The following is a 21,126-nucleotide window of genomic DNA, read 5'->3' on the forward strand; positions in this document are numbered from 1 at the left end:
TCAGCAACCTCCTGGACATGTATAGCCGCAGGTCCCCTGCAGTTCATGCAGCTTTTCCTGCGAGGTTTCCTGCAGCCCGGCCGGGATACGGAAGCGGTCCTTGTACTTGGCAATGCCCATGAGGCGGTGCATTGCCTGATACGTCTCCACATCAAATTCCAGCCGTGCTGGCAGCCTGTCGCCCGTCGTCTGCGCACGCATGACCAGGCGCATATCGAGAAGGCGCTGCAAGGCCCGTGCGACCACCTGGGTGTTGCCGGCACCGAAGAGCTCCGCCAGGTACGCCAGCGGGATGCGCATATCCGTGGCCTCCGGCAGATAGACATCTGCCTCGGCGCGGCGCGTGATGGGCGAAAGTGGCGGCACATACCAGACCATCGGCAGGGTGCGGTACTCCGCATGCAGCGGCAGAGCCACCTGCCATTCCTTGACCAGCTTGTAGACCGGCGAATCCTGCGCAGCCTTGAGCCAGTTCTCTGGAATGCCCTCTTTGCGGGCTGCCGCCAGAACCTCTGGGTCGTGCGGGTCCATGATGATATCCAGCACACTGTGATAGATCTGGCCCTTGTCCGGCGTTGCCGCCGCTTCCTTGACCTTGTCCATATCATAGAGCAGGACACCCATATAGCGCAGGCGGCCGACACAGGTATCCGCACAGACCGTCGGCAGGCCGTTTTCCAGACGCGGGAAGCAGAAGATGCACTTCTCAGCCTTATTGGTCTTCCAGTTGAAATAGACTTTCTTATACGGGCAGGCGGGAATGCAATGGCGCCAGCCACGGCAGCCGTCCTGCGAGACGAGCACGACACCGTCTTCCTCGCGCTTGTAGATAGCCCCCGACGGACAGGCCGCCACACAGGCTGGATTGAGGCAATGGTTGCAGACACGCGGCAGATATTTCATGAACAGATCATGGAACTCCAACGCGATATCGCTGCCCATGTTCCTGAGATTGACATCCTGGCGTGCCGACTGCCCATCAGCCAGATCGTCCTCCCAGTTCGGGCCCCATTTTATCTCCATGCGCTGCTGGGTGATCAGCGAACGCGGACGGGCAATCGGCTGATGGTTCTTGCGCTTGGAATTTATCAGCGTCTCATAGTCATAGGTCCACGGCTCATAATAGTCGTCAAGCTCTGGCTGGTTGGGATGATAGAACAACTTGGCCATGCGCGTGAGCTTGGCGCCCGAGCGCAGGCGCAGCTTGCCATTCTTGAGCTCCCAGCCGCCCTGCCATTTGTCCTGATCCTCCCAACGCTTCGGATAGCCGATGCCCGGCTTGGTCTCGACGTTGTTGAAATACATGTATTCCGCACCTTCGCGGTTGGTCCAGACGTTCTTGCAGGTGATGGAGCACGTATGGCAGCCAATGCACTTGTCAAGATTCATGACCATGGAAATCTGGGCTTTAATCTTCAAGCCAATCTACCTCCTCCATCTTGCGCGCTACCACATACATGTCGCGCTGGTTGCCCGTCGGGCCGTAATAATTGAATCCATAGCTAAGCTGGCCATAGCCGCCGATCATATGGGTCGGCTTCATATGGATGCGCGTCGGCGTGTTGTGCGTACCGCCACGGGTGCCCGAAATCTTCGAACCCGGCACATTGATGTGACGGTCCTGCGCATGGTGCATGTAGACGACACCACGCGGCAGACGCGGCGAAACCACAGCCCTTGAGGCCACGACGCCATTGTGGTTGTATAGTTCCACCCAGTCGTTATCCTTGACGCCGATCTCCGCCGCATCCTTTTCGCTCAGCCAGACCGTCTGGCCGCCGCGGAACAGCGTCAGCAGCTGCTGGCTGTCAAAGTACATCGAATGGGTACTCCACTTGTTATGCGGCGTCAGGTATTTCAGTGTGATTTCCTTCGCACCGCCGAGCTTGCTCTTTATCGGCAGGTAGTCGAGAATCGGCTTGTAGGTCGCCATCGTCTCGCCAGCCTCACGCATCATCTCGTGGTCGAGGAAGAAGGACTGGCGGCCCGTCACCGTACGGAACGGCACGAGCTCCTCGACATTCGTCGTGAACGGCGTATAGCGGCGGTTCTGATTGCTGCCCGTAAAGGTCGGGCTCGTGATTGTCTCCTGCGGCTGCACAGCCACCTGTGCAAAGGTAAAGCGTTCCTGCTCGCGGTCCTTGGCCAGACGCGTGAGGTTGCCGACACCGGTCTTTTTCTCCAGCGCCTCCCATGCCTTGACGGCCACCTTGCCGTTGGTCGTCGTCGACAAGCCCATGACTGCATCAGCGGCCTGCTTGGCATCAAAGATGCTCGGCATGCCATAGGAAATATAGTCCTTATTCGTTATCGTGCCATTGCGCTTGGCGATTTCTGCGTACTCCTCACGGGAATCCCACGCAAAGTTCAGCGAGCCCATCGTCTCGGAAACACCAGGCCCCAGCGCAATCCACTTCTCGTAAATCTTCGTGAAGTCAATCTCGGTCTCGATGAGATTCGGCATGGTCTTGCCCGGCACCGGCTCACACTCGCCCTTGCTCCAGTCACGGATCTCGCCCGCAGGCTGCGCGCACTCGCCCTCGCTGTCATGCTGGATAGGCATGGCTACAACATCGCGATACGGTTTGAGTTCTGCCTCCTTGGCGACCTCCGATACCTTCTTGGCCAGCGTCTTGAAGATTTCCCAGTCGGTCTTGGCCTCCCAGAGCGGGTCGACAGCTGCCTGGAACGGATGCACGAAGGGATGCATATCCGTCGATGACAGGTCATCCTTCTCATACCAGGTAGCCGTCGGCAGGACGACATCGGCATAGAGCGCAGAGCTGGCCATGCGGAAGTCCAGATCGATAAGCAGGTCGAGTTTGCCACTGCCCGCACCGCTGGGCTTCCCTGTTTCTTCCTCGGAGCGCCAATTGATTTCCGTCGGGCGCGTCGCGCCCTCCTCTTCAGCAAACAAACCATTTTTCGTACCCAAGAGATACTTCAGGAAGAACTCATGGCCTTTAGCCGACGAACCGATGAGATTGTTGCGCCAGATAAAGAGGTTGCGCGGGAAGTTCGCCGGATCATCGGGATCTTCGGCCGCAAACTTCAGCGTCTTGTCCTTGAGGCTGTCGACGATGTACTTCTTGACATCCTTCCCAGCCTTACACGCCTCATCATGCAGCTGCTGGCCGCCCTTGTTGAAGGTCGGGTACGACGGCAGCCAGCCCATGCGGGCCGCCAGTACGTTGTAGTCACCAGCATGGCGGTAGCGCGGCTTACAAAGCGGACTTGTCAGATCCGCATAGTCCACCTCATCGCTGCGCCACTGGTCAGTCGCGAAATAGAAAAAGGACGTGCTGTTCTGCAGCCGTGGCGGTTTCTTCCAGTCAAGCCCCGTCATGATGCGCTGCCAGCCCTCGGCCGGGCGCAGCTTCTCCTGGCCGACATAGTGTGCCCAGCCGCCGCCATTGCGGCCCTCAGCGCCCACGAAAAGCAAGAGGTTCAGTATCGTGCGGTAAACCACATCGGCATGGAACCAGTGATTGATACCACCGCCCATGATGACCATGGTCTTGCCCTTGGTCTTGATGGCATTGTCGGCAAATTCCCTTGCCGTATGGATGACCGTGTCCATCGGCACACCCGTATATTTTTCCTGCCATTTCGGCGTATAGGGAACATCGTCATCATAGGAATGCGCCACCTGGCCGCCCAGGCCGCGGTCGATGGCATAGTTGGCCAGCGTCAGGTCATAGACCGTCGTGACCAGGACTTCGCCCGCTTCCGTCTTGACCCGCTTCACCGGGACGCTGCGCGTAAGCACACGGCTCTCGCGCTCATTGCCGAAATACGGCAGCTCGATCTCGACGACCTCATCCATGCAGCCGAGCACCGACAGCTGCGGTGTGATCTTCGCACCGGTATCGCTGTCCTCCTCGCGCAGGTTCCACTTCTCCGTACGATCCCAGCGGTCGCCCATCGTGCCATTCGGGATGACGAGCCGTCCCGTCTTCTCGTCGATGACATAATGCTTGAACTCCGCATGCTTCTCGTTGCGGCCAAAGTCCTTGGCGTTCAGGAACCGGTCCGTATCGTACTTGCCATCCTCGCGCTGCACGAGCCGCACGAGGAACGGGAAATCCGTATAGCGGCGCGTATAGTCCACGAAAAAGTCACAGGGCTCGCCCCAATAGTATTCGTTGAGGATGACATGGCCCATCGCCATCGCCAGCGCCGCATCACTGCCGACCTTGAGCGAGATCCAGGTATCGGCCACCGTCGTCGACTCGGCGTAGTCCGGCGCAATCGAGACAACCTTCGTGCCCTTGTAGCGGGCCTCGGTCAAGAAATGCGCATCAGGCGTGCGCGTGAGCGGCACGTTCGAGCCCCAGGTGATGATGTAGCCTGCATTGTACCAGTCCGAGGACTCCGGCACATCCGTCTGGTCACCCCAGATCTGCGGGCTGGCCGGCGGCAGGTCAGCATACCAATCGTAGAAGGACAGGCCCGCACCGCCCATGAGCTGCATGAAGCGCAAACCACCCGCATAGGACAGCATCGACTTGGCCGGGATGACCGAAAAACCGAAATTGCGGTCAGGGCCATACTTCGTCGCCGTATGCAGCATCGACGCCGCAACGATCTCAGAGGCCTCCTCCCAATTGGAGCGCACAAAGCCGCCCATGCCACGGGCTTCCTTGTACTTCTTCATCTTGGCGGGGTCATTGGCGATACTCTGCCAAGCCGCCAGCACCGTCTTATGGTTTTTCCTAGCCTCACGCCACAGCTCTGCCAACTCGCCGCGCAAGTACGGATACTTAATGCGATGCGGACTGTACAGATACCATGAGAACGACGCCCCGCGCGGACAGCCCCGCGGCTCGAAATCCGGCATATCCGGGCTCGTCTCGGGATAATCATGGATCTGATTCTCCCAGGCCACCAGGCCATTCTTGACATAGATATTCCAGCTGCATGAACCAGTACAATTGACCCCGTGGGTGGAGTGCACACACTTGTCAAACGACCAGCGGTCACGATACATATCCTCCCACTCGCGGCCGCCCTCATTCAGCTGCTGATGACCACTCTGCGAATGCGCTTTCGGAACAAGGTATTTGAGTTTCTTAAAAACGCTGCTCACGTCGACATCCTCCCAAAACATAACATTACTATGCCTATCATTCTATCCGATTTGCTTTTCTTTTCATGTGATAAACATCACTTGCCCTTGCTGCAAAATACACCTGGCGGCAATCTTCTCCATGCGCTGCCCCTGTAACCAAAAGCACTGACACCTGCCGTCCGGCTTGCTAAACTAGCTTATGCTAGTCAAACAAGCCGCAATCCCCCAACTTTCTCTGTGTATCCGCAACCGAAGGGAGCATATCTATGGAATTAGATGAAGCGCTGGCTGATTTCCTCGAGCAGGAGGGAATCTTCCAGAAAATGTTCGATGTCATCTGGCTCGTCGAGCAGGATGGCCACTGTGTCTGCAAATGCAACAGCGACGGTTCCTGCTCGATAACCGATGAAACCTGCTACTCCGTCTGGGGCAAGAAGCATCGCTGTGCCAACTGCGTTTCGCAGCAAGCCTATAACGAGAACCGCCAGCATGTGAAATTCGAGTACGCCAACGACCGCTATTACTTTGTCATCGCCCGCCCCGTCTGGCTGCAGGGCAAAAAATACGCCCTCGAATTCGTCATGGATGTCACCACCCAGTTCACCCAGAACAAAGCCGGCGAAGAAAACTTCGTCATGAACCTCATCCATGAGCTCGAACGCGTATCTTCCCGCGATCCTTTCACCGGCCTGTTCAACAAGAAGCACCTGCTGAAGGCATTGACGGCATCCCTGCAGGAAAGCCAGCAAACCACAGCGGCAGAGGACGCGCCGCTATACCTTGCCATCTGGGACATCGATAGCTTCAAGCAGATCAACGACACCTACGGCCACGATGCCGGCGACAGGATCCTGCTCTGCGTCGCCAACACCCTGCAGCACGGCATCCGCAAGGAAGACGGCATCACCGCACGCTTTGGCGGCGACGAATTCGCCATCCTCTTCCACAACCGCGACCTTGCCAGCTGCGAGCGCCTGCTCACGGCCATAAAAGCCGAGATTGATAGTGACATCCACAGTAGCATGGTCTGCAATGAAAAAGTCTGTTTCCGCATCTCGGTAAGCTACGGCCTTGCCGATATCCATGGGGCCGCCACCCCCGAAGCCGCCATCCATGCAGCCGACCAGCATCTCTACACACATAAGCGCAAAGTTCATAAAAACGATAGCCGCAGTTAGCAGGATTTTTTCCCTCCGCCGCGAAATAGATACATACCGAAAATACCAAAGGGGGGATTTACATGGATAGACAGATAGCCGTCTGGCTCTTGCAGCGCGGCTATGCCGACGACCTTGAGCAGGGCATACGCTTTGCAGAGGCTCTTGGTAAAAACGAATGTACCGACGAAATGCTGGATACTCTTGGTCATAACATCGATGTCTTCATGACGGTAGGCGGTCCAGTCACCGCTGAAAACCTCCTACCTTTTATGCAGGATAAATACAACATGGCCACCAAGCTCATCAAGTTCTGGAATGAGAATCCCAAAGACACCAACGCCATCTTCTTTTTCAACGAATGCCGCAAACAGGGAATCGAAGTATGACAGCCAAATAGCCTCCCATGATCGGGAGGCTATTTTTCTTATCCGCATTGCGTTATAATGGTAGCAAAAACTCTTACGAAACGGAGCATCCACCATGAATAAAAACGGTTCCACCTACCAAAGCTACGTCGAAATCCTCAAGCGCGAGCTCGTGCCAGCCATGGGCTGCACCGAGCCGATCGCCATCGCCTACTGTGCCGCCAAAGCCCGCGAAGCCCTCGGCACTGTCCCCGACCGACTCGTCGTCACGGCCAGCGGCAACATCATCAAAAATGTCAAAAGCGTTGTCGTGCCGAACACGGATGGGCGCAGGGGCATCGAGGCCGCTGCGGCCATCGGCGTCGTGGCGGGAAATGCGCACGCCGCCCTTGAGGTCATCGCCCATGTCACGGCCGCAGACAAAGCACGTCTTGCCGGCTACCTCGACACTGCCACTATCACCGTCGAAGCCGCAGTCTCTGAACACGTCCTCGATATCATCGTTTCAGCCAGCAAAGGCGATGATACGGCCGAAGTCCAGATTGTCAACGAACACACCAACATCGTCAAGATAACCCGCAACGGAAAAACCCTCTTCCAAAAGGAAATCGCCGCCACGGTGGACACGGGCAAACCCGATTACGAATGCATGACCATCGAGGATATCTACGACTTTGCCATGACCTGCGATCTCGAAGACGTCCGTGCCATCCTCGACCGCCAGATTGCCTATAATACCGCCATCGCTGACGAAGGTCTCAAGAATGACTACGGTGCCAACATCGGCAAGACACTGTTGAAGGCCTTCGGCAACGACATCCACATCCGCGCCCGTGCCCGCGCGGCGGCAGGATCAGACGCCCGCATGAACGGCTGCGAGCTGCCCGTCATCATCAATTCTGGCAGCGGCAACCAGGGCATGACCGTATCCCTGCCCGTCATCGAATACGCCAAGGAAGTCGGCGCAACACAGGAACAGCTTTATCGCGCCCTGTTGCTCGCCAACCTCGTGACACTGCATGAGAAAGAAGGCATCGGCCGTCTCTCGGCCTATTGCGGTGCCGTAAGCGCTGGTGCCGGAGCCGGTGCCGGCATTGCCTGGCTCTGCGGCGGCGATTACCAGGCCGTCATCCACACCATCGTCAACGCGCTGGCCATCACCTCCGGCATCGTCTGCGATGGTGCCAAGGCATCCTGTGCCGCCAAGATATCCGCCGCCGTCGACGCCGGCATCATGGGCTTCGAGATGTACCGCAACGGCCAGCAATTCTACGGTGGCGACGGCCTCGTACTCAAAGGCGTCGAAAACACCATCCGCAACATCAGCCGCCTCGGCCGAATCGGCATGAAGGAAACCGACAAAGAAATCATCGATATGATGATCGGCAAATAAAACATAAAACAATGTTCCCCAAAGATAAAGCAGGCCCATCAGCTCGAACCTCCGAGTTGATGGGCCTGCTTTAGTTTCCCTTACCTGTTCAGATGCGGAATTTCGCCGCCATATCCTGCAAATCCGAAGCCATCTGCGCCAAGGACTGGGAAGCTGCAGCAATCTCCTGCGTAGAAGCTGACTGTTCTTCCGTAGCTGCGGAGATAGATTCTGTCTGTTCCGCCGTCTTGCGGCTGACTTCATCGATACGGCTGACAGCAGCTTCGATGTGGCCGCCGCCGGCAGATACCGTCTGCACAGCTGCATCGATTTTCGCCATATGCTCCTTGATGGCCGTGACCCGCTGCATGATTTTGCCAAACTCCTCGCCTACGGCGCGGATAGCCTCGGCACCGTTCTTCACCTCATCGGTACCAGACTGCATCGTACTCACAGCTTCGCTGGTACCGTTTTGAACGGCACCTATGCGCTGGCGGATTTCCTCCGTTGCCAGCTGCGATTGCTCCGCCAGCTTGCGGACTTCATCAGCAACGACCGAGAATCCGCGTCCCTGCTCGCCAGCACGAGCCGCCTCAATAGCCGCATTGAGTGCCAAGAGGTTTGTCTGCTCGGCAATCCCCGAAATCGTATCGATGATTACACCGATTTCCTGGGAATTCCTGCCCAGATTGGCCACGACCTCAGCCGATTCGCCTACACTGGACTCGATGCCAGCCATGCGTTTTACTGCCTGTTCCATAAGTTTCTGTCCCTGCGCAGCTGCATCAGCCGCTGCGACTGTCATTTCTGTTATCTGCTGGACCTTTTCAGCCACGCCGTTAAGTTCAGCCACTACCTCCTGGACATTATGATTGGCTTCATCGACATGTCCAGTCTGTGCCGACATGCCGGCAGCGACCTCAGATACCGTCTGCGCTACATTTGTCGATGCCTCAGCCGACTGCTGGGCACTGGCTGTCAGCTCCTCACTGGAAGCTGCTACCTGCTCTGACGTTGCACTCATCTGGGTGATAAGCTTCTTGATATGCCCCTTCATGACATTAAACCCACGTCCCAGATCACCGAGCTCATCGGCTGACAGATTCGCAAGATCTGCTCCCGTAAGATTGCCCTCGGCAAGCTCAGCGGCATGATCCTTGAGTTCCAGGATACGGCGGGTCATACCAGTAGCAAATTGCAGGCATGCCCAAACGATGAGCAGGATTCCGGCCACGGTCAGCAATCCATACGTCCATTTGAGTGTCGTAAGCTGTCCATAGATTACGTCTTCTGGTACGAGGATGCCGGCAATCCAATGCGTACTTGGAATCGTCGCATAGCCAAGTACCATTTCCTTGCCATCTTTTTCTACTTTGGCAAAGCCTGCAGCCTGCTGCGTCATGCGTTCGTATTCCTGCTGAAAGCCTGGCAGGTCCGCTGCATTCTTATTCAGTGCCTCCGAATCCTCCGTGGCGATGACGTTGCCGTTATTGTCCAGAATATAGCCCGTTCCCTCGCCCTGATATTTGAGTTCCTTTACTACGTCGCTCAGAACATCGAGGAAAATATCCTCACATATCGCACCTCTGTACTCGCTTGATGCACTACGATAAGGAGCCGCAATAGAAACCACCAGCTTGCCGGTAATCCTATCCACATAAGTATCCATAAACTCAACCTGTCCCGAGGCCTTCGGCAGTTTATAGAAACGCATCGTCACCGGATTAAGTTTTGGTGCCAGATTGCCCGCACGATAGCCGACAATCGTGCCATCGCTGTTACCCACGATAAGATCCGAAACTGCATTGACATCCTCACCTGCAACTGCCAGCAGGGAGCGCAGCTGTTCCGGCGATTTCGTGCCATCATCCTGTTTGGCCATAAGGTCTGCGGCCGATACTGCCACCTGTTTCTTGGCCGCCAGCCAGCCATCCAGCTTATTGGCGGTTCCCTGCATCGTATCTGTGATTTCCCGCTCTACGCTGCTGCTTAAATGTGTGCTAGCCAGATAGTATCCCACACCTGATACAATCGCCATAATGACACCGGCCACACCAGCCAATGCAAAGAATTTTTGTCTAATACCCATATCCTTACCTCCTTGAGTTATTACCATTTTTATTTTATTCTAAAAAAATCTCTAATTCAAGGACAATTTGTAAATTTGTAACTTTTATACGGACATTTTTATCGATAAAAATTGCGCAATACCAGGTCAACCCTGACATTGCGCAATATCAAAATTCAAAAAACTTTTTCCGCTGCTTTATTTCACTTCGTTCAAGTTATCTTTATCGATAATCAGCGGCGTACAGAGATATGCCGGTACAGTAACCGCACCATTGTTGTACGATTTGACATCGTTGATATCAGGCTGCGTCCCCTCGACGACGGCTTTTATCATACGAATCGTCTTGGCTACCAGCAGTTCTGGCGCTTTGTAGATCGTAATGGCCTGCTCATCTTTACGGATAGCATCGAGTGCCTGGCTTTCAGCATCCTGACCAGTCATCAGTGGCATCTGGCCATAGCCATTTTTCTTGAGCGCTTCGCGGATGCCGCCAGCCAGTCCGTCATTAGGGGCAAGAATGACATCCAGCTTTACGCCCGCATCGGCTCCCTGCAGGAGCTTCTCCATGCGCGCTTCGGCGCCTTTGGCCTCCCAGCCTTTGATTGCTACCTGCTCAAAACTGGTCTGCCGCGACGGGATGACAAGCTGCCCCTTGTCGATATACGGTTTCAGGACATCCATCGCCCCAGCGAAGAATACATGGGCATTGTTGTCAGCCGGATCGCCGGCAAAGACCTCCATCTGAAAAGGTCCTGCCCCACCTTTCAGATTCAGTTTGGCTTCGATATATTCGCCCATCGCCTGGCCAACGGCAGCATTATCAAAGGATGCGTAGTACGAAACGGCATCAGAGTTCATGACCAGACGATCGTAGGCGATGACCGGTATCTTTTTCTCCTTGGCAGCGTTCAATACTTCCTGCAAGGCTTCGCCATCCACAGCACCAATAACGATACATTTCGGTGCCGCCTCCAGCTGGGACTTGATCTGATCAGCCTGCTGGCTGGCTGTATCCGCAAATTGCAGGTCAACGGTATAGCCTTCTTTTTCCAGGCTTTCCTTGATCGTCTGGCCATTTTTCTGCCAGCTTGGCGACGAATTGGCAAATGCCACCGCCACTTTTTTATTGTTATCCGCATCACTGCCACAACCACCGAGCACCAAGGCACTAAGCCCCAAGGCTGCCAGACAGAACAGCGTAATGATTTTCTTCATCCTAAGGCCTCCTCAAATCTTGAACTTCGCCGCGGAATCGGAAAGTTCCTCCGCGAGGCTTGCCAGATTGCGGCTGGCATTTGCCACTTCATCCATAGCCGCTGACTGCTCCTCTGTCGCTGCCGATACCGACTGCGTCTCCGAAGCCACATCAAGGCCTGATTTGTTGATGCCTTCCATCACTCCGACTAAAGTCTCCGCCTTCGCCGCAGACTTTGCCGCTTCGCTAAGGATAGCGTCGGCATGCCGGGTAAGATCGGTCACAGCCGCTGCAATGTTTTCAAAGGCACTGCCTGCCTGTGATACGACAGTACGGCCACTCTGCACATCTTCCGTCCCCTTCTGCATGCGCTGGACAGCCTGCTCCGTATCCTGCTGGATAGTCGTAATCAGCTCTGCTATCTTGCGCGCTGCCGTATTCGACTCTTCGGCCAGCTTGCGGACTTCATCAGCGACTACAGCAAAGCCGCGTCCATATTCACCGGCACGGGCGGCCTCGATAGCGGCATTCAGCGATAACAGATTCGTCTGCTCGGCAATCCCGGAAATCGTGCTCGATATCTGCCCGATTTCCTCCGACCGCTCCGCCAATTTCTTGATGACCTGCGCCGAATCCATAACCGAATCTGCAATTTCCGCCATCTGCTCTACGGCACCAGCAATGGCTGCCTTGCCGTCCCCAGCGATGACTTCGACATTATGCGCAGCATCGACCGAAGCCGACGCCTTACCTTGAAAGCCATGCAGGCTTGCAGACATTTCCTGGATATCCGTGAGCGATGCACTTACGGCCTCACCCTGCTGGCTGGTATTCCCGGCCACATTGGTAATCGATACAGCTACCTGCTGCGTTGCCTGTGCCGATTGGCTGGCATTTTCTGTCAGCTGCGTCGCAAAAGTCGACACTTCCTCCGACGTCTGCTGGATGTGCTTGATGAGTTCCCGCAGATTCTTTATGGTGTCACCATAAGCCACCGTGAGCTCCCCAAACTCATCCTGCGTCTGCGGGACAGCCTCAACCTTAAGGTTGCCAGCGGCCACTTCCCGCGATACATCCATGAGATAACGGATTGATGTCATGATTGCCGAACTCAGATAGAATGCCATAGCACCAGCCAATAACACAACGAGAGCAATGCAGACAATCAACGTCCATTTCGTTCTTTCATACTGCGCCGAAGCCGCAGCACTTTCCTTATGGATGAAATCCTTGCTGCTGTCAACGACATGGCTGAGCTTTGCCGTCATTTCAGCATATTGGCTGCTGGACTTATCCAGCAGCTTGATTGCCTCGGCATTTTTACCATCCTTGGACAGCTTGATGATCTCACGGGTATTTTTCTTATAGCTTTCCCAGATGCTGCGCATTGACTCGAAGTCTTCCCGGACTTCTGGCGCCACGGATGGTTCCACCTTATCGAAAGCAATATCCAGCTGATCTGCACGTTTCAGCGTTTCCTGGGCCGCATGAATGCGATTAGGAAGCGTCGTCGCCGTAGCTACGGCATACTCGCCCTGCCGATAATCTGATAGCGTATGACTGCTTTCCACACCAGCCATAACGCTTGCCAAATGCTCCGTCGCAATGCGAAGCGCTCCTTCATTGATACTGTTCAGGCTATAGCCTGTATACAGGCCATTGGCAGCAAAAATAAAAATAAGCGCCCCAAAAACCATAAACAGTTTCTGCCGAATTGTTATCCGATCCACTAAAACTTTCCCCCTTTTGTATTGAACAAAATTATTATACCATAAAAAATACTTCGCAAGCATAAAAAATACTTCGCAAGCATAAAAAATAATTTCTGCTTGCGAAGCATCTTTTTATTAGCAGTCAGCTCTGCCAATAAATCAAACTTTGAATTTTTCTACCTGTTTTTTCAAGTTTTCTGCACTTTGCTGTGATACATTGATCTTTTCAAGAATCTCATTGGCAAGTTCCGCAACATCCGTTACTTTTTCGGCCACGGTCGTATTGCCCACGGCCCCCTCATGCGTTGCTTTCGCGATTTCCTCCATGGCATTGCTCATGGATTCTACAGCATCGCTAAGCTGCTGTGCCGTCGTGTTGCTCGTCTTAGCGAAACCATTGACATACTTTGCATCATCCTCATACTGGATTGCTGTTTTCTCCAGCATATCGTAATCGTTATTGACATTCGTATCCATAAAGTTCAGCAAGCTGAACGAACCATTCGAGAGATTCTGTACCGAGCCTGTTACCTGTCCCGTAAGCGTCTGGATTTTCTCAGCCGTATCATGCGACTGCTCGGCCAGCTTGCGGACCTCATCTGCGACCACGGCAAAGCCACGCCCGTATTCGCCGGCCCTGGCCGCCTCGATAGCCGCATTGAGTGCCAAAAGATTTGTCTGCTCAGCGATATCGGTAATCTCCTGCGTCAGCATATTGATATTGTCCACGACTTTCGCCGATTCGATGGCGGTCTCCAGGGAAGATTTCGTCTCCGCATAAATACGCCGTGCCTCGCTGCTAGACTGTTCCATCGTTGCCTTCAACGTGCTGGCCCGTTCGGCAATCTCTTCTGTATAGGTTTCACTATGCTTTGCCTCTTTAGCTGTTCCATGAATCTGTTCCCGCAGCTTGTCGCTTAGATGCTGCAGATTTTCCGTCGAAGCTGCCGTCTCTTCCATACCCGCTGCCATTTCCTCGGTAACGGCAGACATATCCTGCGCATTGCCATTAAGGCCATTGACCAGCTGCTGTACCTCTGTCACCATGGTCACACTGCTTTCCGTCTCTGCACGGACATCTTTCAACACACCGCGCAACGACTGCTGCATCTTGGAAAGCGCCTGTACCACCATGCCGACCTCATCCTGCCGTCCCAGCAGTGCGGATGGAATCTCCTGCGTCAAATCGCCAGCGGCCACAACATTCAGCCGTGCCACTGCATCATGCAGCGGAGCTGCAATGCTGCGGGCAATATAAACAGCCACACCAATGCCCAGCATAAAGCCCAGCACGATAATCGCAGCAAAAATCTTGATGGTACGCGCATAACTATCGCTGAACGTTTCAAACAGCTGCTTGCTCTGGGCTACATTATCCGGCGTCAGCACCGAAAGATTGGCAGCAATAACCTTTGTCGCACCAAGATTCTCCATGATCTTGACCTTATCTTCAAGACTATTGCCCATCGTCTCGACAGCTTTTACCTTGCTTTCAGCTGTATCCAGATTCTGGCCAAGCTCCTGCAGCGCCTGCTGAGCCTTTTCGCTGCGGTCTATGCGTTTGAGCGCTTCGGCATCTGTGCGGATATCATGCAGCCTATCGACAACATCCTTGAGTAGTACCTTACGGGATTCCTGCGGATAATCCTGCTGCAGCAAGTAAGCTACATCGACATCAATGGTGCGCAGCCGGTTGTTGGCGTCATTGAGGAACTGCGACGACATGATATTGTAATTATACATATCGTCCAATGCCTGCTTGGCCTTACTGTCCGAGTAAATTCCCACCGCAGCGATCAGTGCCATGATAACCAAAAGACTTCCTGCCAACAGCAGGATTTTGATTTGTACGCTTAAATTCTTTAACATCCCGAGCCACCGTCCTTAGTGCAAGAATTGTCCGATATTCGCTTTGGTAATTTCTACGAAGGGAACCAGGATATCCTCTGGCTGCTTATTCCCCTGGCGCACAGCCTGGATAAGCGCAAAAGCTCCCTCTCCCTGTCCCTCAGCATCCTGCTTGACAGTCTGGCTCATCGTACCATCACTTACGGCCTTTAAAGCTGCATCTGTCGCATCGACACCGCTTACCAGCACACCTTCCAGCCGGCCGGCATCTCGCAATGCCCGGATTGCCCCCAAGGCCATATCATCGTTAGCTCCTACCACACCATCAATCTGTGGGAATAGCTTGAGCCACAGTGACATCTGCCGCAAAGCAACCGCCTCGTTCCAGGAACAATCAGCCGAGGCCAGCAGCTGGATATCCGGACGTTTATCCAGGCAGGCCTCCTTGAATCCTTCCCAGCGTTTCTTAGCACCGCTCTGGGTCATCTCGCCATTCATATAGACAATCTTTGCCCCCTGCGGCAGATTTTTGGCCATAAACTCGCCCTGCATGCGTCCTGCCTCACGGTCATCCGATACCGATGAGACGAATTTACCCCCGCTGATATCACGGTTGATGCGGATGATCGGAATCCCCGCCGCATTGGCTTTCTCAATCTCTGGAATAACTGCCTCGCCATCCACAGCCGCCAACACAATCGCTGAGGCCTTAGCATCAATGGCCTGCTTGATTTGGTCATGCTGCACATTTGCATCGCCCTTGGCATCCAGGACCTCCGTCTCGATACCAGCCGCCTGCAGCCGGTTCACGATAGCCCGTTTCAAATCCCCCTGGAATCCTGCGTCAGCATTGTCGTGCAAAAGGCAATATACCTTTCCCGAACCAGTATCCGAACTGCCGCATCCAGCGACTATCATCGCTGCGATTACGAGCAGTATCGGCAAAATTCTCTTCATTTGCTTCACATTTACCACTCTCCCATTCTTATCATTCTTACATCTCTAACTGTGCTCGTACCCACAGTCTTGATTTATTTATTCGATAACATTGGTGAAATTCCTTTAATATATTGCTTTTTTTGAAAAATTTTTATTTCCAATAAAAAAAACACCTCGTTTTCGAGGTGTTTTGCCTTAAATATTCCTATATTTCATTCAATATTGCATACTTCCCGGCCACAATTCTCGCATTGAATGGACTGCTTGAGATATCCGATATCCTTGATAAAAATCAAATGCCCACGGTACTCAATGACACCAGCTTTACGCAATTCACTGAGCATACGGTTAAGGCTTTCACGCGCCGTCGCTGAGTAGTTTGCCAATTCCTGATTGGTCAGCGGCACTGAAATCAGGATGCCATCATCGACTTCCTTGCCATAGCTGTTTGCCAGGCGGATCAGCGTCGAGTACAACGCTCCCTTCTTGCCGTAGAGCAGCAAATCACGGAACTTGGAGTGCTGCTTGCGCATATGCGCACTGATGATTTTCAGCAGCTGCACGGCCAGCTGCGGCCGCTTCTCAAGATATGCCTGCAGCACAGGAAACTCGATGGCATAGACCTCAGCGGCACTCTGCGCAATCGCATTGAAGATATAGACCGGATTGTCATCATAGAGCGGCAATTCACCGATGATACTGCTGCGCGTTGCCAGCCGCAAGCTCAACACACGCCCTGATGTCGCATATTTTGTAATAAATATCTGACCAGTACGTACAATATAAAAATATTTTGCTGCATCCCCCTCATGAAAAAGATATTCGCCGTCATGAAGCATGACAACCTTGCCAGGGATTTCATAGAATTGGCGGACTAAAGCTTCCATTGTATAACCTCATTTCCTCTCATCATCTTCCAGTCTACTAAAAGTCATCGCAGAAAACTGTGCGATTTGTTACGCACGGCGTGAGATTTGTTACTTACTTATTGATATTTTTCAATTATACTTGACGCAAAGCAATGGCGCATTTTGCTGCCATGTACTAGTATTCTTATGGGATAGGAGATAACACTATGGCTGAAAACGATGTACTGCTTGCACTCGGGAACTCCCCGAGCCGCAAGAAAATCCTCGCACACTGGGAACCAGAAAACAAACAATTCTGGAACAAGTATGGCAAGAAGATTGCCAACCAAAACCTCTACACATCGACCTGGTCACTCGTCCTCTCCTTTGTCGTCTGGACGCTTTGGGCCACGATTGCTGCCAAGCTCAACACCGTAGGGTTCCATTTCAGCGATGACCAGATTTTCACTCTGGCTGCCCTGCCAGGTCTTATCGGCGCAACCGGCCGCCTTTTCTATACGTATCTGCCCGGACTGCTCGGCGGCAAAACCTCGACCCTTGTCACGACGGCCCTGCTGCTGCTGCCGGTCATCGGCCTTGGCAACGCCCTGCAGGACACGACGACATCCTACGACACCTTCGTGCTGCTCGTCGCCTTCATCGGCATCGCCGGAGCAAATTTCTCCGCCTCGATGGCTAACATCGGCTTTTTCTTCCCCAAAGCCAATAAGGGACTGGCGCTGGGCATCAACGCGGGTGTCGGCAATCTCGGCGTCTCGCTGATCTACCTCACAGCACCGCTGCTCTTAGGCTGGAACCTGTCTGGGCTCTTCGGGCCCGGCCTGCTGACCGCTGACGGCAGCCCACTCTACTTGCAGAATGTCTGCTATTTCTGGGCCATCCCGACTGTCCTCACGCTCGTGCTCATCTGGCTGTTCATGGACAACCTGCCGCTGCCCAAGCAGAGCCCGAAATCCATTCTTTCCATCTTCGGCAATAAGCATACTTGGCTGATGTGCTGGATCTACACCTGCGGCTTTGGCTCCTTCATCGGCTTTTCGGCAGCACTCGGCCTGCTCGTCGCCAAGGAGTTCCCCGAGGTCTCCTTCTCAATGGCGGCCTTCCTCGGCCCCTTCATCGGTGCCAGTGTCCGCCCCCTTGGCGGCTGGCTCGCCGATAAGCTAAACTGCGGTTCGCGTGTCACGCTGCTGTCACTGTTCGTCATGCTCGCCGCCAGCTTCGCCGTGCTGTTCGGCATCCAGACACATAGCTTTGCGGTCTTCTTCGGCTCATTCCTGCTGCTGTTCCTGACGACAGGCTTTGTCAACGGTGCCTCCTTCCGCATGATTCCCTATATCTTCAACAATCCGTTCCATTCGTCACTCGTCACGGGCTTCACGGCTGCCATCGCCGCCTACGGCGCTTTCCTGATCCCGAAGATCTTCGGCTGGTCTTACGCCAGCTTCCAGAGTGTCACGCCAGCCTTCTATATCTTGATTGCCTTCACGGTCAGCACCATCCTCATCACCTGGTATTTCTATGACCGGCAAGGCTCTGGCATCCAATGCTGAGCAGCCGCAGCTTCAGCCTCCCCAGACGGGAGGCTTTTTTTCTGCCAGCAATACTGGTAAAATATAAACAAGAGCTATGAACTGCAAAGGAGACGATAACATGGATCCACGTACCGGACTTACGCATTTTGACGAGGAAGGACAGGCCATCATGGTCGATGTCAGCGGCAAGCAGGAGACGAGCCGCACGGCCATCGCCACGGGCCGCATCAAGGTCAATCAGGCCGTCTATGACGCCATCGAACAAGGCACGGCCAAAAAGGGCGACGTACTGGGAGTCGCCCGCGTCGCCGGCATCATGGCTGCCAAGTCCACGAGCTCGGTCATCCCGCTTTGCCATCCGCTGCCCATTGCCAAATGCAGTGTCGACTTCACTATGCTGCCCGAAGAATGTGCCGTTGAAGCCCAGGCCACGGTCAAAGTGACGGGGCAGACCGGTGTCGAGATGGAAGCCCTGCACGCCGTAAGCGTCGCCCTGCTGACCATCTACGATATGTGCAAAGCCATCGATAAGCGCATGGAAATCCAGTACATCCACCTCGATAAAAAAACTGGTGGCAAAAGCGGCGAATTTGTACGCTGAAATCTTTTATCTGCTATAAAAACAGGAGCCATGAAGGTCTCATCCTTCACGGCTCCTGTTTTTTTCAAATGACAAAATCGATCATAAGCTTCCCTTGACGACGGCATTCGTCTGCGCAATGGCAGTATGTGCCTTGTCAATGGCAAGTCCCAGGACACGCATCTGCTTGTCCGGGTTATGGAAGCCCATGCTGCTCTCAGCAGCTACAAAATCCCAATACCACTGTGCTTCGCGCAGCGTCTGACGAGCTGCGGAAAGCTGCTCATCGGTAGCACCGGCATCCATCGCCGCCTTGATGGTCTTATGGGCCTTAGCAACCGTCTGGCCTGCAATGCGCTGGAGCTTAAACGTGTTGTCACCAATCGTCTTGACGCGCTTGGTCAGCGTCTCAGCACTTTCCTGATGGCACTTCTGGCACGACTCCTGCGGCGTAAACAGCGGATTCGTCATCCAGTGCGACGTATATTTCTGGCCATCCTTGCGCATGTACGGCATATGGCAGTCAACACAGGTAACGCCATTCATGGCATGGATAGAATCCTGCCAGGTCTCGTAGTCCGGATGCTGGGCCTTGAGCATCGGCGTTTTGGAATCGGCATGAATCCAATCCTGCGTGAAGCCACCAGCATGCCCATCCTGATAATACTGGTAAATCTCTTCGGCATCGAAGCCATTATCCCATGGCTCAACGACACGGCCATCTTCCTTGGCAAAATAATACTCGTTATGGCACTGGCCGCAGACATAAGCGCGCATCTCATTGTGCGATGCCTTGCTGATATCTATGCCACGGCGGGACATTGCTTCGACAAAGCCCTGCTGATAGACGCGCAGATCCATTGTCTCGGGATCATGGCAGCTCGAGCAGCCAAACCACTCGTCATCCTTGATGGGGGCGGCAATCTCATCAAACGGCTTCGTCGCAAAATCCCAGCCACTCTCTTTGAAATATACATCGTACATATAAGAACTCTTGCAGACAATGCAGGAGCCCTTCTGCCCCGGACGGCGTTTCGACTCAAGAATATCGATGCCGGCATACGTATGGCCGCGGTCATCGTCATACTGAAGCGCAAACTTGTAGCCCTTGAAATTCTCGAGTGCCTCCGGCTGTTCCTTCAGATGATCCACCTTATCTGAACCGCCATAGCCAGTCGGTGATGGATGCATCTCATTATTCTTCATGAACGACTCGTATTCGAGTGGATAGGCATCCTTATACCCATCCTTGGTCAATTGCTGATCTTTCGGAATCTTAGCGAGCTTTACGCTGTCATCGTTCGGTGCTGCACCGATGCGAACCACGACAAAGCCGAAGAACGCGACGCAGACCGCTGCGATTCCTGCTAATATTTTCTGTAGCTTACTCAACTTTTATCCCCCTTTCGAGATGGTTCGCGCCATGAGCAATACTGCTATGGCATTTCATGCAGTCAGCACCGGTGTCGAGATCGACGCCAATTTGCGCATGAACATTCTTCATGGTGTTCTCATGGCAACGCAAGCAATTCGCGTTGACCGTCTTCTTGCCGTCAGCCGAAAGCTTGATATGTGCCGGATAATCCCGGAGCACCTCATGGTAGGTATCCACCATGCCGGTTCTCCCTTTCTCGATCATATAGATGGCCATGTTGTCATGGGGCAGATGGCAGTCCACACATTCGAGTTTGCTATGGGTTGACTCGGCGAAAGTCCACGCCTCTGTCTTCATGGCATGACAGGTGCCGCAAAACTCCGGACTCCCCGAAAACGACATCATAGCCGCCCCAAATCCGCAAGCCGCGACACCAATGACAAATCCTCCCGCCAAACATGCCAGCGTGTGTTTCTTAAAAAGCTGTTTGAGTTCCACTTCCGCTCCCCTCCTCTCACTTCTACGCCCATTATAGCATCCGTCAAAATCGTGTGATGTTGCTCACGCAACCAAATTCAGACTTTTTTCACAAAAAAACCACGTTCATCTGCTGTTCCCAGCGATGAACGTGGTTTTATCCTTATTGCAGCAAAGATAGAACGCTGCTGCTATTTTGATTTGCCTGTGCCAGCATAGACTGCGCAGACTGGGTAAGCACATTATACTTCGTGTATTCTGTCATTTCCTTGGCCATATTCGCATCCCTTATGGTGGATTCCGAAGCAATTGTCCCCTCCTGCTGAGCGATGATGTTATCATACGTCATTCCCAAACGGCTGGTCTGTGCCCCCACCAGTGTGCTGGCATCCAGCAGATACTCGATTGCCCGATCCAAAAGTCCCGGCTCATCGTTCTTCACCATACGCGTTCCATCCAGTGACATCCGCCCAGCCTGATTGCCTAAAAGTTTCTCCCGGCTGGCCTGCGTTAAAACGTTATAGTCCTTGTAGGATGCTACCCCAGGTATATAGTTGAAA

16 protein-coding genes are annotated in these 21,126 nt (G+C 53.8%); 5 read left to right on the forward strand and 11 right to left on the reverse strand.

The window, feature by feature from the left end; genetic code table 11:
• Both narH and BM181_RS12470 read right to left on the reverse strand, forming a co-directional pair.
• On the reverse strand, nt 1–1,419 hold the full coding sequence (gene narH / locus BM181_RS12465) for a nitrate reductase subunit beta (RefSeq protein ID WP_075445418.1): 1,419 nt from the start codon (nt 1,417–1,419) through the stop codon (nt 1–3).
• Complete coding sequence (locus tag BM181_RS12470; protein ID WP_075445420.1) at nt 1,409–5,089, reverse strand: nitrate reductase subunit alpha; 3,681 nt, start codon at nt 5,087–5,089, stop codon at nt 1,409–1,411. Before BM181_RS12470 ends, narH begins: the two co-directional genes overlap by 11 nt.
• Nucleotides 5,090–5,337: 248 nt before the next feature.
• On the opposite strand from BM181_RS12470, the gene BM181_RS12475 reads away from it, so the two are divergent.
• The 3 genes from BM181_RS12475 to BM181_RS12485 all read left to right on the forward strand — a co-directional run bounded on the left by BM181_RS12475 (nt 5,338) and on the right by BM181_RS12485 (nt 7,989).
• Nucleotides 5,338–6,249: a GGDEF domain-containing protein gene (locus BM181_RS12475; protein ID WP_075445422.1), complete on the forward strand. Its 912-nt coding sequence runs from the start codon at nt 5,338–5,340 to the stop codon at nt 6,247–6,249.
• Nucleotides 6,250–6,311: 62 nt separating this feature from the next.
• Nucleotides 6,312–6,617, forward strand: a complete 306-nt coding sequence (locus tag BM181_RS12480) for a hypothetical protein (protein ID WP_075445424.1) — start codon at nt 6,312–6,314, stop codon at nt 6,615–6,617.
• 94 nt (nt 6,618–6,711) lie between these two features.
• On the forward strand, nt 6,712–7,989 hold the full coding sequence (locus tag BM181_RS12485; RefSeq protein WP_075445426.1) for an L-cysteine desulfidase family protein: 1,278 nt from the start codon (nt 6,712–6,714) through the stop codon (nt 7,987–7,989).
• An 88-nt stretch (nt 7,990–8,077) separates the two neighbouring features.
• Here the strand turns inward: BM181_RS12485 and BM181_RS12490 are convergent, their stop codons facing one another.
• The 6 genes from BM181_RS12490 to BM181_RS12515 all read right to left on the reverse strand — a co-directional run bounded on the left by BM181_RS12490 (nt 8,078) and on the right by BM181_RS12515 (nt 16,620).
• The gene (locus BM181_RS12490) at nt 8,078–10,057 is read right to left on the reverse strand and encodes a methyl-accepting chemotaxis protein (protein ID WP_075445428.1); all 1,980 of its coding nucleotides are present in this window, start codon (nt 10,055–10,057) and stop codon (nt 8,078–8,080) included.
• 177 nt (nt 10,058–10,234) lie between these two features.
• Nucleotides 10,235–11,254 carry a substrate-binding domain-containing protein gene (locus BM181_RS12495; RefSeq protein ID WP_075445430.1) on the reverse strand — a complete coding sequence of 340 codons (1,020 nt, stop codon included), beginning with the start codon at nt 11,252–11,254 and terminating at the stop codon, nt 10,235–10,237.
• 12 nt (nt 11,255–11,266) lie between these two features.
• Nucleotides 11,267–12,964, reverse strand: coding sequence for a methyl-accepting chemotaxis protein (locus BM181_RS12500; RefSeq protein ID WP_177207213.1), 1,698 nt, complete (start codon nt 12,962–12,964; stop codon nt 11,267–11,269).
• 141 nt (nt 12,965–13,105) lie between these two features.
• A complete protein-coding gene (locus tag BM181_RS12505; protein WP_075445435.1) occupies nt 13,106–14,815 on the reverse strand; it encodes a methyl-accepting chemotaxis protein in 1,710 nt (569 codons plus the stop codon).
• 15 nt (nt 14,816–14,830) lie between these two features.
• Nucleotides 14,831–15,751 carry a sugar ABC transporter substrate-binding protein gene (locus tag BM181_RS12510; protein WP_075445437.1) on the reverse strand — a complete coding sequence of 307 codons (921 nt, stop codon included), beginning with the start codon at nt 15,749–15,751 and terminating at the stop codon, nt 14,831–14,833.
• A 194-nt stretch (nt 15,752–15,945) separates the two neighbouring features.
• Nucleotides 15,946–16,620, reverse strand: a complete 675-nt coding sequence (locus tag BM181_RS12515; protein ID WP_075445439.1) for a Crp/Fnr family transcriptional regulator — start codon at nt 16,618–16,620, stop codon at nt 15,946–15,948.
• 188 nt (nt 16,621–16,808) lie between these two features.
• Between BM181_RS12515 and BM181_RS12520 the strand changes: the two genes are divergently transcribed.
• Nucleotides 16,809–18,152: an MFS transporter gene (locus BM181_RS12520; RefSeq protein WP_075445441.1), complete on the forward strand. Its 1,344-nt coding sequence runs from the start codon at nt 16,809–16,811 to the stop codon at nt 18,150–18,152.
• 100 nt (nt 18,153–18,252) lie between these two features.
• On the forward strand, nt 18,253–18,735 hold the full coding sequence (moaC, locus tag BM181_RS12525; protein ID WP_075445443.1) for a cyclic pyranopterin monophosphate synthase MoaC: 483 nt from the start codon (nt 18,253–18,255) through the stop codon (nt 18,733–18,735).
• A gap of 81 nt (nt 18,736–18,816) precedes the next feature.
• Here the strand turns inward: moaC and BM181_RS12530 are convergent, their stop codons facing one another.
• The 3 genes from BM181_RS12530 to BM181_RS12540 form a co-directional block, all read right to left on the reverse strand.
• Nucleotides 18,817–20,106, reverse strand: a complete 1,290-nt coding sequence (locus BM181_RS12530; protein WP_075445445.1) for an ammonia-forming cytochrome c nitrite reductase subunit c552 — start codon at nt 20,104–20,106, stop codon at nt 18,817–18,819.
• Nucleotides 20,099–20,587 (reverse strand): cytochrome c3 family protein, encoded by a 489-nt coding sequence (locus BM181_RS12535; RefSeq protein ID WP_075445447.1) that lies wholly within the window; start codon nt 20,585–20,587, stop codon nt 20,099–20,101. Before BM181_RS12535 ends, BM181_RS12530 begins: the two co-directional genes overlap by 8 nt.
• 142 nt (nt 20,588–20,729) lie before the next feature.
• On the reverse strand, nt 20,730–21,126 hold a 397-nt coding region (locus tag BM181_RS12540; RefSeq protein WP_256211381.1), incomplete at its 5' end, for a flagellin.

This window comes from Pseudoselenomonas ruminantium (assembly GCF_900113715.1).
GTDB classification, from domain to species: domain Bacteria; phylum Bacillota; class Negativicutes; order Selenomonadales; family Selenomonadaceae; genus Selenomonas_A; species Selenomonas_A caprae.

Excerpts from the sequence above, each read along its gene's own strand:
- BM181_RS12485 (WP_075445426.1), top strand. The coding sequence starts at position 6,712 with ATGAATAAAAACGGTTCCACCTACCAAAGCTACGTCGAAATCCTCAAG.
- BM181_RS12475 (WP_075445422.1), top strand. The coding sequence starts at position 5,338 with ATGGAATTAGATGAAGCGCTGGCTGATTTCCTCGAGCAGGAGGGAATC.
- BM181_RS12520 (WP_075445441.1), top strand. The coding sequence starts at position 16,809 with ATGGCTGAAAACGATGTACTGCTTGCACTCGGGAACTCCCCGAGCCGC.
- BM181_RS12510 (WP_075445437.1), bottom strand. The coding sequence starts at position 15,751 with ATGAAGAGAATTTTGCCGATACTGCTCGTAATCGCAGCGATGATAGTC.
- BM181_RS12505 (WP_075445435.1), bottom strand. The coding sequence starts at position 14,815 with ATGTTAAAGAATTTAAGCGTACAAATCAAAATCCTGCTGTTGGCAGGA.
- moaC (WP_075445443.1), top strand. The coding sequence starts at position 18,253 with ATGGATCCACGTACCGGACTTACGCATTTTGACGAGGAAGGACAGGCC.
- BM181_RS12490 (WP_075445428.1), bottom strand. The coding sequence starts at position 10,057 with ATGGGTATTAGACAAAAATTCTTTGCATTGGCTGGTGTGGCCGGTGTC.
- BM181_RS12480 (WP_075445424.1), top strand. The coding sequence starts at position 6,312 with ATGGATAGACAGATAGCCGTCTGGCTCTTGCAGCGCGGCTATGCCGAC.
- BM181_RS12515 (WP_075445439.1), bottom strand. The coding sequence starts at position 16,620 with ATGGAAGCTTTAGTCCGCCAATTCTATGAAATCCCTGGCAAGGTTGTC.
- BM181_RS12495 (WP_075445430.1), bottom strand. The coding sequence starts at position 11,254 with ATGAAGAAAATCATTACGCTGTTCTGTCTGGCAGCCTTGGGGCTTAGT.